Origin of the sequence: Cupriavidus sp. 2SB, assembly GCF_005503625.1 — a bacterium.
Classification (GTDB): domain Bacteria; phylum Pseudomonadota; class Gammaproteobacteria; order Burkholderiales; family Burkholderiaceae; genus Cupriavidus.
Genome location: NZ_SCMX01000126.1, coordinates 1 through 11,618, shown reverse-complemented (window position 1 = coordinate 11,618; position 11,618 = coordinate 1). Strand labels below are relative to the sequence as shown.

At 67.6% G+C, this 11,618-nt stretch carries 11 protein-coding genes; 5 read left to right on the top strand and 6 right to left on the bottom strand.

The window, feature by feature from the left end; translation table 11 throughout:
- From FFS21_RS30745 to FFS21_RS30720, 6 genes are all read right to left on the bottom strand, one after another.
- On the bottom strand, positions 1-1,564 hold a 1,564-nt coding region (locus tag FFS21_RS30745; RefSeq protein WP_171020532.1), incomplete at its 3' end, for a sensor histidine kinase.
- The gene (locus FFS21_RS30740) at positions 1,554-2,465 is read right to left on the bottom strand and encodes an ATP-binding protein (protein WP_137928448.1); all 912 of its coding nucleotides are present in this window, start codon (positions 2,463-2,465) and stop codon (positions 1,554-1,556) included. The genes FFS21_RS30740 and FFS21_RS30745, both read right to left, overlap by 11 nt.
- 16 nt (positions 2,466-2,481) lie before the next feature.
- On the bottom strand, positions 2,482-3,528 hold the full coding sequence (locus tag FFS21_RS30735) for an ATP-binding protein (RefSeq protein ID WP_249359760.1): 1,047 nt from the start codon (positions 3,526-3,528) through the stop codon (positions 2,482-2,484).
- Positions 3,503-3,913 (bottom strand): anti-sigma regulatory factor, encoded by a 411-nt coding sequence (locus FFS21_RS30730; protein WP_249359759.1) that lies wholly within the window; start codon positions 3,911-3,913, stop codon positions 3,503-3,505. Before FFS21_RS30730 ends, FFS21_RS30735 begins: the two co-directional genes overlap by 26 nt.
- A 1-nt stretch (position 3,914) precedes the next feature.
- Positions 3,915-4,274 (bottom strand): STAS domain-containing protein, encoded by a 360-nt coding sequence (locus FFS21_RS30725; RefSeq protein ID WP_137928447.1) that lies wholly within the window; start codon positions 4,272-4,274, stop codon positions 3,915-3,917.
- A gap of 34 nt (positions 4,275-4,308) precedes the next feature.
- Positions 4,309-5,163, bottom strand: coding sequence for an STAS domain-containing protein (locus tag FFS21_RS30720; RefSeq protein WP_137928446.1), 855 nt, complete (start codon positions 5,161-5,163; stop codon positions 4,309-4,311).
- Positions 5,164-5,446: 283 nt separating this feature from the next.
- On the opposite strand from FFS21_RS30720, the gene FFS21_RS30715 reads away from it, so the two are divergent.
- The 5 genes from FFS21_RS30715 to pdeM form a co-directional block, all read left to right on the top strand.
- On the top strand, positions 5,447-5,716 hold the full coding sequence (locus tag FFS21_RS30715; protein ID WP_137928445.1) for a hypothetical protein: 270 nt from the start codon (positions 5,447-5,449) through the stop codon (positions 5,714-5,716).
- Between the two features lies 1 nt (position 5,717).
- The gene (locus FFS21_RS30710; RefSeq protein WP_137928444.1) at positions 5,718-6,788 is read left to right on the top strand and encodes a ligase-associated DNA damage response exonuclease; all 1,071 of its coding nucleotides are present in this window, start codon (positions 5,718-5,720) and stop codon (positions 6,786-6,788) included.
- A complete protein-coding gene (locus FFS21_RS30705) occupies positions 6,785-8,452 on the top strand; it encodes an ATP-dependent DNA ligase (RefSeq protein WP_137928443.1) in 1,668 nt (555 codons plus the stop codon). The genes FFS21_RS30710 and FFS21_RS30705 overlap by 4 nt, the downstream gene beginning before the upstream one ends.
- Entirely contained in the window at positions 8,449-11,112 is a 2,664-nt protein-coding gene (locus FFS21_RS30700; RefSeq protein WP_171020531.1) for a ligase-associated DNA damage response DEXH box helicase, read from the top strand. Before FFS21_RS30705 ends, FFS21_RS30700 begins: the two co-directional genes overlap by 4 nt.
- Positions 11,109-11,618: ligase-associated DNA damage response endonuclease PdeM (gene pdeM, locus FFS21_RS30695; RefSeq protein ID WP_137928442.1), on the top strand; the 510-nt coding region annotated here is incomplete at its 3' end. The genes FFS21_RS30700 and pdeM, both read left to right, overlap by 4 nt.

The following is an 11,618-nucleotide window of genomic DNA, read 5'->3' as shown; positions in this document are numbered from 1 at the left end:
GTGGGCGGGTGCCGGCATCATCGGCGCGGGACGGATCGTCGAGCGGAATCAGCACCTCGAATGTCGAACCCAGCCCTGGACCGGCACTTGCCGCGCGCACCGTGCCGCCGTGCATCTCGGACAGGTGCTTGACGATGGCCAGGCCGAGGCCCAGCCCGCCGTGCTTGCGGCGGTTGGCGTCCTCGCTCTGGGTGAATCGGTCGAACAGCAGCGGCAGGAAATCGGTGGGAATGCCGCGTCCTCGGTCGATCACGCTGACGTGCAGGTAGTCGCTGTCGGACGTGGCGACGATGCGCACGGTCTCGCCCTCGGGCGAGAACTTGATGGCGTTCGACACCAGGTTCCAGAGGATCTGCTGGAAGCGCGCGGCATCGAGCCACGCCACCGGGGCGAGCCTGGGTGCGAGTTCTGCCGCCAGCTTCACGTGACGCTCCTCGGCCTGCGTCTGCATGCTGTCCAGCGCGGCGCGCACCACCTCGGCAGGATTCACGCGTTCGCGCTCCAGCTTCATCTTGCCGACGTTGAGCATCGATACATCGACGAGGTCCGCCACCAGCCGCCGCTGGATGGCGATATTGCGCTCCACCGCCGCCAGTCCGCGCCGGCCTTCCTCGGACTCCACATGTCGCGACAGCACGTGCGTCCAGACCGAGATCACGTTCAGCGGGTTGCGCAGTTCGTGCGACAGGATGGCGATGAAATCGTCCTTCATCCGGTTAAGCCGCTCCACGGCCGCACGCGCGGCCTGCTCGCGCTCGATCAACTGCTGGCGCTGGCGCTCCAGGTTGATGTGGTCCGTAATGTTCGACACCACGGCCACCTTGACGCCGTTCTCCAGCACCGCCGAGATGCTCCATTCCAGGTGCATGGTCTCGCCATGGGCATCCTGTAGCGGGAACGTGCCCTGCCAGCCGTCCTGCTGCGAATAGCCGGTGGCCTCGGCCACCTTGTCGCGCCATTCCAGCGGAGCGAAGGCGGCTACAGGCTGGCCCAGCAGTTCGGGCTCGGGGCGCTGGAGCATGCCGAGCAGCGCCGGATTCACATCCACGAAGCGGCCGGCCAGGTCCAGCGTGCAGATGCCGCCGATAGCCTGATGGTAGATGGCGCGGAAGCGGGCCTCGTTTTCGCGCATCGAGCGCTCGGCTGCGCTGGCGCGCAGCAGCGAGGAAATCGTGGCCACCAGCACGGCCGGTTCGGCTGGATGGATCAGGTAGGCGCTGGCGCCGGCATCGAGCCCGCGCACCTTGTCGTAGTCGGCTACATAGGTGGCGGACAGGTGGACCACCGGCACAGTGGCCGTCTCCGGCCGGCTGCGCAGCGTGCGGCAGACCTGGAAGCCGTCGATATCGGGCAGATTGACGTCGAGCACCACGGCAGACACGCTGGTGTCGGCGCGCTGCAGCGCCTCCTGTCCGCTCTCGGCCTCGATGGTCTGGAAACCCGCCGCGCTGAGCACGCGTACCGTGGCATACCGCGTAACGGGGTTGTCGTCCACCACCAGCACCCGCGGGGGCGTGCCATCGTGGTTGGGGTGGGGCACCGGCGCCAGGATTTCACCCGCCATGGCCATCTCCGGAAGACATGCCAGCCGTGCCCGGCAGGGTCGCCGGCACGGTCACGTAGAAGCGCGAACCCACACCCACTTCGCTCTCGAAGCCGACACGGCCGCCCAGCAGTTCGGCCAGCCGCTTGGATAGCGCCAGCCCGAGACCCGAGCCGCGATAGCGCCGCTGCAGCGGGGAGTCGATCTGCACGAAATCCTGAAAGACTTCGCCGTGCGATTCGGGCGGGATGCCGATGCCGGTATCGCGCACGGAGAAGGTGATGGAGTTCTCATCGTCGTAGTGCGCCGCCACGCGCACCTCGCCGCTGGGCGTGAATTTCAGCGCATTGGAGATGTAGTTGCGCAGGATCTGCGAGAGCTTGCGGTCATCGTTGAACAGCTTGGGCACGCCGTGCGGTTCCTCGAAGATCAGCGACACCTCTGGATTGGTCAGCACAGGTTTGAACATGCCGCGCAGCGCGTCGAACAGGGCCACCATGTCGAACCAGGCCGGCGACACGTCCACGCGGCCTGCTTCCAGCCGCGCCAGGTCGAGCAGGTCGTTGACCATCTCCGCGAACTCGGCCGCAGTGTCGCGCACAAACATGACCTGCTTCTCCTGCTCGGGCGTGAGCGGCCCGTCCACGCGGTCGATCAGCAGGCGCGTGATGCTCTGGATCGAGACGATCGGCGTGCGGAACTCGTGGCTCATGTACGCCAGGAAGCGGCTCTTGAGTTCGGTGGCCTGCCGCAACTGGTCGGCCTGCATGTCGAGTTCGGAGTACAGCGCCAGCACGCCGCGATTGGTTTCCTCGATTTCGGCGCGCAGCGCCTCCACTTCCTGCGTACGGGCGTCGAGCGCTTCACGCAGGGCGGCAAGGTCTTGGGACGGCGCGGCGGAGGTGGGAGGGGAGCTGCTCATGAGGAATCGCTCGATGTCAGGCTTCGGTGCGTCGCACCACCACGACCGTGGCGTCGTCGCGGCCGCGGCCGAATTTCCAGAAGATGAAGGCGGCCACGATGGCCGGGTCGCGCTGCAGCAGGCTCGGGTCCCCCAGTTGCCAGCGTGACTGGATGCCATCCGAGTGCAGGATCACCAGCGCATGCAATGGCCATTCGATTTCCTGCTCCTGCACGCTCCGCACCTGCAGGCCGGCGGTGCCGCTCTGCGTGACCAGCGTGCGGTCCGCGAGGCCCGAGATTACCCGGCCCATGATGTTGCCCGCCCCGGCAAACCGGATGCGGTTGGCTTCGGCATCGAGCCGCAGGGCACCCACAGCGGCCCCACGGGTGCCGCGCAGCGCAACATGGGCGCGATCCACGTACACGCCGGGCATCGCGCCCTGTGCGGCGTCGAACACCGCCAGCGCGGCGTCGGCGGCATCGGCGGCGTCCGGACCGTGGCCCAGACCATCGGCCATCACCACGTCGGCGTGAGAGTCGAGCAGCGCCACTTCCCAGCCGTCGCCGCTGACCTGCTCGCCGGGTGCAGGCACGCAGACGGCGCCGACCGTGAACCCCTTGCGGGGCCGCACGGCGTTGCCCGCCGCGTCGCGGCTGCGATAAAAGCGGGCCAGGATCAGCGTGCCGTCGCCAGCACGCGTGTGTACGTCGAAATCGTCGGCCAGGCGCTGCACGGCGCCCAGGCCCTCGCCCGCGCTGCCTGCCGTAGAGTAGCCATCGCGCATGCACGTCTGCAGGTCCGCCATGCCGGGACCATCGTCGATCGACATCAACTCGATGGCAATGCCGCCGTTGATGTCGCGCGCGGCCATGAGCAGCCGGCCGTTGGTGGCGTGGCGCAGCAGGTTGTTGCCGAGTTCGTTGACGGCTACCGCCAGCCGGCCGCGCTGGATGGCGTCGAAGTCCAGCCGCGTGGCCAGATCGGCCACGTACCGCCGCGCCTCGCCCACGCGGCTCGGATCGCCCATCGGCACCGCACGGTGTGGGCCGTGATGCTTACTTCCACCGAGTGATACTGACACAGGTTCCCTCGCCAACTTTCGTGCGGATGGCGAAATCGTTCACCAGCCGTTTGGTGCCGGACAGGCCCATGCCGAGTCCGCTGCCCGTGGTCCAGCCATCCACCAGCGCCTGCTCCACATCCGGAATGCCCGGGCCCTGATCCTCGAAATGCAGCCGCAAGCCGCGCCGGATGCCTTCGGCCACGATTTCCCAGCGCATTTCGCCGCCCCGGCCGTACACCATCGTGTTGCGCGCCAGTTCGCTGGCCGCCGTAATCATCTTAGTCTGCTCCACCAGCGAGAACTTCAGCTGGGCGGTGAGGGTGCGCACCAGGGCGCGGGCCTGCACGATGTCGCGCTCGTCGCGAATCGGTGCGCTGCCGGTGGGGGCCAGTTCGGTCGCCACGTCAGATTGTCCGGTTGGCGTCGAGCAGGGCCATGCCGCGCTCCACGTTCAGCGCTGTTTTCACGCCGCCCAGGGACAGGCCCAGTTCCACCAGCGTGATGGCCACCGCCGGGCGGATGCCCACTACCACGGTGGTGGCGCCCAGCAGCCGGCCGATGTCGGAGATGCTGACCAGCATGCGGCCGATGAAGGAATCCACCATTTCCAGCGCGGAGACGTCGATCAGCACGCCATTGGCGCCGGATTTGTCCACCATCGTGGCCAGGTCTTCCTGCAACTGCAGCGCGGTCTGGTCCTGCATGTCGATCTGGATGGTCACAAGCAGGTGCTTGCCCATCCGCAGGATTGGAATGCGTTCCATGTCGATCTCTTCCCGATCTTTGTATGCGGCCGGCTTAGCTGGCGGCCCGGGCTACCGTGTGGCCGGTCATGCGCATGGCCGTGCGCAGCGCGTCGGCCAGCGTGGACTTGGTGACGATGCCCTGCAAGTCGATGCCCAGGTGGACGATGGTCTGCGCAATTTGCGGCCGGATGCCGCTGATGATGCTCTCGGCACCCATCAGGCGGATGGCCGTGACGGTCTTCATCAGGTGCTGCGCCACGAGCGTATCCACGGTGGGCACGCCGGTGATGTCGATGATCGCCAGTTCCGAGCCGGTTTCCACCAGTCGTTCGAGCAGCGATTCCATCACCATCTGCGCCCGGCTGCTGTCCAGCGTGCCGATCAGCGGCACGGCCAGCACGCCGTCCCACAGCTTGATGACTGGCGTGGACAGTTCCATCAGTTCGTGCTGCTGACGCACGATGATGTCCTCGCGCGTCTTCTGGTAATTGGCGACTGTCCACTGCGCCATGCGGTCCACCACGGCCGAGGTCAGCCAGATCACGTCGATCTGGCCTTCTATCGCACCACCGGTCTGGCGTTGCAGGCCGTCGAAGATCGGGCGCTTGAGCGCCAGCACGAAGCCGCTGGTCACGTCGGCGGTCTCGCCCTGGGCCGCGCGTTCGTTGGAGAGCTGCGCCAGCACCTCGCGCAGGACACGCCAGGCCGGATCGTTGAAATTGTCGGCATTGCCGTCGGCCCGGATGCCGGCTTCCAGCTCGCGCAGGATCGATGTCTGTTGCGCCTGCAAATCACGGGTCAGCCCGCGGCCTTCGGCGTACTTGTGATACTCCGCGGCCCAGCCGCTCAGGAGGTTGGCCTGGTCGTCCCGCAGGAGGTCGGCTAGTCGCTGGTTTTCTCGGCGCATGGGGCGTCTTTCGTGATGGGGTGAAAGGGGGGCGCAGGAAGGTGCGCACATCAAACAAAAACGATTCTAGGAGGGATTGATAGTTCACACTATCGGCGGCCCGCTGATTGACGCCGCAACTGAAATCGGCATTGCGGCATGATGTGCCGCAGAAACAACACATTCCGTGTGAGAAACCACCGACACCGGAACGGGAAGCGGCACGGCTGACGGTACAGGCACAGAAGCCTAGTCTTGATCCATGGGGCCAACTCGGGCCAACTCGGGAACTGTGGAGACAACGATGGACTGGCTGGATGCCCTGCAATGGCCAGCGATGGTCATCACTGTGCTGGCCACCTGGCTGGTGGGATCGGCAAGCGCCGGGCGCCGCAAGGCCGGTTTCTGGATATTCCTGGCCAGCAATGCACTGTGGGTAGCGTGGGGGCTGCATACGGGAGGATGGGCGCTGGTGGTGCTTCAGTTCGCGCTGGCAGTGCTGAACATACGGGGTCAGGCCAAGGCGCGGCGTGCCGAGCAGAGCCAGACGCCTGCCAGGGCCGAGGCCGGATGACATGCCGTCGGATCTGATCGTTGCCAGGCCGGAAGGCCTGTACTGCCCGCCCGGCGACTTCTATATCGATCCTTGGCGGCCTGTGTCGCGCGCCGTCATCACGCACGCCCATTCCGACCATGCCCGCTTTGGGCACGAACACTACCTCTGCGCCGAGCCGGGGCGCGGCGTGCTGCTGGCGCGGCTGCCCGGCATCACGCTGGATACGCTGCCTTACGGCGAGCGCATTACCCATCACGGGGTCACGCTGAGCCTGCATCCGGCGGGTCATGTGCTCGGTTCCGCGCAGGTGCGGCTCGAACACGGCGGGCAGGTCTGGGTGGCCTCGGGCGACTACAAGGTGGAGGACGACGGCACCTGTGCGCCCTTCGAGCCGGTGCGCTGCGACACCTTCATCACCGAAAGCACCTTCGGGCTGCCCATCTACCGCTGGCAGTCCCAGCCCGTGCTGATGGCCGAGATGTTCCGATGGTGGCAGCTCAACGCCGAAGCGGGCCGCGCCAGCGTGCTGTACTGCTACGCGTTCGGCAAGGCGCAGCGCGTCCTGCACGGATTGTTGCGCCACGCCGGCACCGATCTGGCGATGCCGGGGCCGATCATCGTCCATGGCGCGATGACCGGCCTGAATCGCGCCTATGCCGAGGCCGGGGTGCAGCTGGCGCCGACGATGATCGTGTCCGACCTGCCTGCCCGCGGTCCGGCCTTGCAGCGGGCGCTTGTGGTGGCGCCGCCGTCCGCGCAACGGTCCACGTGGCTGCGTCGCTTTGGGGCGGAAGCGGCGGATGCCTTTGCCAGCGGCTGGATGCAACTGCGCGGCACCCGCCGCCGGCGCGGCGTGGATCGCGGTTTCGCGCTGTCGGACCACGCCGACTGGCCGGGCCTGCTGCAGGCCATTGACGCCACCGGCGCGCAGCGCGTGATCGTCACGCATGGCAACGTGCCGGTGATGGTGCGATACCTGTCCGAGCAGGGGCTGGACGCCCAGGCGTTCAAGACCGAGTTTGGCGATGTGGATGACGTGGAAGATCCGAGCGATGCGCAGCCCGGCAGTGCTGTGGAGGCCAGCGCATGAAAGCCTTTGCCGATCTCTACAGTGCGCTCGACGGCACCACATCGAACAAGGCGAAGCTGGCCGCGCTGGGCGAATACTTCCGCCACGCGCCACCGGAGGATGCCGCGTGGGCCGCGTATTTTCTGTCGGGCGGCAAGCCGCGACAGATCGTCCCGGTATCGGCCCTGCGCGAACTGGCGCAGCGCGCCGCTGGGCTGCCGGAATGGCTTTTCGAGGAAAGCTACCAGGCCGTGGGCGATCTGGCCGAGACCATCGCCTTGCTGTTGCCCGAGGGCGCACAAGCGGATGATGCCGGGCTGGCCGAATGGGTGGAGCGGCGCCTGCTACCGTTGCGCGGCCAGTCGCCCGAGGTGCTGACGGCGGCGCTAGACGCGCTCTGGCCGCCGCTCGATGCACGCGAACGGCTCGTCCTGTTCAAGCTGATCACGGGCAGCTTCCGCGTCGGGGTATCGAAGCTGCTGGTCACGCGTGCGCTGGGCGAGGTGGCTGGCATCGACCCCAAGCGCGTGGCCGAGCGCATGGTCGGCTACACCGATATCTCACAGAAACCGACGCCAGACCGCTTCCTCGCACTCGTCGATCCTGCCGAAGGCGAGGGTAGTGCGGTCACGCGTGGCGGCCAGCCCTACCCGTTCTTTCTCGCGCATCCGCTGCAGGCGCCGGTCGAGGAGTTCGACACCTTGCTGGGCGCGCCATCCCGCTGGCAGGTGGAATGGAAGTGGGATGGCATCCGCGCCCAACTGGTGCGGCGTGACGGCCAGACCTGGCTCTGGTCGCGCGGCGAGGAACTGATCACCGAGCGCTTTCCCGAACTGGCCGCGGTGGCGCAATCGCTGCCCGACGGCACGGTGCTCGACGGCGAGATCGTGATCTGGATCGATGGCCGTGTGCAGCCGTTCGCGCTGCTGCAGCAACGAATCGGACGCAAGACGGTGGGCGCCAGGCTGCTGCGCGATGCCCCGGCCATCCTGATGGCCTACGACCTGCTCGAATGGCGGGGCGAGGATTGGCGTACCCGTCCGCAGGCCCAACGCCGCGCGCAACTGGCGCGCGTGGTAGCCGATCACGTGCATCCGGCGCTGGAACTGAGTCCGCAGGTGGAGGCCGATGACTGGGCGCACTTTGCCCGGCTGCGCGATGCGTCACGCGACCTCGGCGTGGAAGGTTTCATGCTCAAGGCGATGGACGCGGCCTACGGCGCAGGACGCACCAAGGACGTGGGCCTGTGGTGGAAATGGAAGATCGACCCGTACGCCGTGGATGCCGTGCTGATCTACGCCCAGCGCGGTCACGGCCGGCGCGCCAGCCTCTATACCGATTTCACGTTTGCGGTCTGGAACGCGCCGCCCGGCACACCCGACCGCGCGCTGGTGCCGTTCGCCAAGGCGTATTCGGGATTGACCGACGAGGAGATGCGCGCGGTCGATGCGATCGTGCGTCGCACCACCGTGGAATCGTTCGGCCCGGTGCGCAGCGTCACGCCCACGCAGGTATTCGAACTGGGCTTCGAGGGCATCGGCCGCAGCGGGCGCCACAAGAGTGGGATCGCGGTGCGCTTCCCACGCATGCTGCGCTGGCGGACGGACAAGCCCATCGAGGAAGCCGACACCCTTGCCACGCTGGAGGCCATGCTCCCGCCGGCGAGCGTCAAGGAACCGGCATGAAGGGCGAGAACGCCCCGTTCCTGCAGGCCCCGTCCGTGGCGGAATCGCTGCCGGCGCTGTTCGCCGCGCGGCACTGGCAGCCCTTCGATTTCCAGCGCGCGGTGTGGAACGCCATCGGCAAAGGGCAGAGCGGCCTGCTGCATGCCACCACCGGCACGGGCAAGACCTATGCGGCGTGGCTCGGCGCGCTATTGGCGTTTGCCGCGCCGCCCACGCGTGCGAATGCGCCAACGCCACCATTGACCGTGCTCTGGCTCACGCCGATGCGCGCGCTGGCCGCAGATACCGCACGCGCCTTGCAGGCGCCGCTGGCCGAACTCGGCCTCGACTGGGCCGTGGCGCTGCGCACGGGCGACACCGGCAGCACCGAGCGCGCAGCCCAGGCGCGGCGCCTGCCCACGGCGCTGGTGACCACCCCGGAGAGCCTGTCGCTGCTACTGACGCGTGCCGATGCGCGCGAGGCGCTGGGGCGCGTGAAGCTGGTGGTGGTCGACGAGTGGCATGAACTGATCGGCAGCAAGCGTGGCGTGCAGGTGCAACTGGCACTGGCGCGGCTGCATCGCTGGCAGCCTGACCTGCGTATCTGGGGCCTGTCCGCCACGCTCGGCAATCTCGACCATGCGCGCGATGTGTTGCTGGCCGGGGTGCCGCCTGAGCGTCGCGTGATCGTCCATGGCCATACACCCAAGACGCTGATCGTCGATACGCTGCTGCCCGATGCTGCGAGCCGGTTTCCGTGGGCGGGGCACCTCGGCCTGTCGATGCTGCCGCATGTGCTGCGCGAACTCGAATCGAGCAGCACATCGCTGGTGTTCCTGAACACGCGCTCGCAATCCGAGCTCTGGTATCAGGCCATCCTCGACGCGCGGCCCGACTGGGCCGGCCAGATCGCGCTGCATCATGGTTCGCTGGATCGCGCGGTGCGGGAGTGGGTCGAGGTCAATCTCAAGAATGGTGCGCTGCGCGCGGTGGTCTGCACGTCGAGCCTCGACCTCGGCGTGGATTTCCTGCCCGTGGAGCGCGTGCTGCAGATCGGCTCCCCGAAAGGCGTGGCGCGATTGCTGCAGCGGGCAGGGCGCTCCGGCCACGCGCCGGGCCGCGCATCGCGCGTGACGGTGGTGCCCACGCATAGCCTGGAACTGGTGGAAGCCGTGGCGGCGCGCCATGCCATCCAGGCGGGCAAGATGGAGGCGCGGGAGTCGCCCGACAAGCCGCTCGACGTGTTGGTGCAGCATCTGGTGACCGTGGCACTCGGCGGCGGTTTTCAGGCTGACGATTTGCGCGACGAGGTGCGCAGCACCTGGGCCTATCGCCACATGACCGACGACGAATGGCGCTGGTGCCTGGACTTCGTGCGGCAGGGCGGTCCCACGCTGGCTGCCTATCCCGACTATCGGCGCGCCCAGCCCGACGAGACCGGCACGTGGCGGGTACCCGATACGCGGCTGGCGCGACGCCATCGCATGAGCGTCGGCACCATCGTCAGCGATGCCACCATGCAGGTGCGGTTCTGGACGCGGGCGGGCGGTGGCGGATCTTCGCTGGGCACGGTGGAAGAGGGCTTCATCGCGCGGCTGACGCCGGGCGACTGCTTCCTGTTTGGCGGTCGTCTGCTCGAACTGGTTCGTGTGCAGGAGATGACCGCCTATGTGCGCCGCGCCACGGGCAAGCGCCCGACCGTGCCGCGCTGGAACGGCAGCAAGATGCCGCTCTCCACCGAACTGGCAGAGGCGGTGGTGGCCACGCTCGATGCGGTGCAGGCTGGCCGGCTCGATCCCGCCACCACACCCGAACTCCCGCTGATCGCCCCGCTCGTGGCATTGCAGGCGCGCTGGTCCGCGCTGCCGTCGCCCGACACGCTGCTGGCCGAAACCCTTCATTCGCGCGAAGGGTGGCATCTGTTCCTCTACCCGTTCGCTGGCCGCTCGGTGCACCTGGGGCTTGGCAGCCTGCTGGCCTGGCGGCTCGGGCAGAAGGTGCCGGCCACGTTCTCGGTGGCGGTCAACGACTATGGACTGGAACTGCTGGCCTCGGCGCCGCTCGACTGGTCGCGGTGGCTGCCCGAGGTGCTGGCCGAGGAACGCCAGCGCGATCTTGCCGCCGATGTGATGGGCAGTCTCAATGCCGGTGAACTGTCGCTGCGCCGCTTCCGCGAGATTGCGCGCGTGTCGGGTCTGATCTTCCAGGGCTATCCGGGGGCACACCACAGCGCGCGGCAGTTGCAGGCATCGTCGAGCCTGTTCTACGAGGTTTTCCGCAAGCATGATCCCGGCAACCTGCTGCTGGGGCAGGCCGAACACGAGGTGCTGATGCAGGAACTGCACGCACACCGGTTGGCCGACACACTGGCCCGGATGGCCGGCCTTCAACTCGACCTGCGCACGTTGAAACGGCCATCGCCGCTGTCCTTCCCGCTGATCGTCGAGTTCCTGCGCGAGAAACTGAGCACGGAGAAACTGGCCGATCGCATCGCGCGCATGCTGGCCGATCTGGAGCACGCCGCATCGAGGGAGGAGGCTGGCGCTGATGATGAGGCGGCACTCAATGCCGAACAGGTGGCCGAGGTGGCACGCTTCGGCATGGCCGACCACGCGAAATCGGGCGGCCCGCGCAAGCCGAGGCGCGCCCGCAAACCATCGAAACCGTTGCCGCTGCTATGACACCTGATGAAGCCGGAGCGCAGGTGATCGAGGTGGCCGGCGAAACGCTCTGGCTGCTGCCCGAACACGCCATCTGGTGGCCCCGCGCTGCCATGCTGATGGCCGCCGACATCCATATCGGCAAGGCGGCAGCATTCCGCGCCTGGGGCCAACCGGTGCCGCACGGCACCACCGCCGACAACCTTGCGCGCCTGCTCGACCTTGCTCGCCGCTACCCGGCGCGAGACTTCGTGTTTCTGGGGGATTTCCTCCACGCCCGCGCGGCGCGGACTGCGGCCGTACTGCTGGCCCTGCACGACTGGCGCCGCGCGATGCCATCGCGTGTGCATTGCATGCTGGTGCGGGGGAATCACGACACCCACGCAGGAGACCCGCCTGAGACGCTGGGGTTTACGGTGGTGACCGAACCGCTGGCAGTGGCGCCTTTTGCCTTGTGCCATGAACCGGGGTCAAGGCAGGAAGGGTATGCGTTGGCGGCGCATCTGCATCCGGGTGTTGTGCTGCGG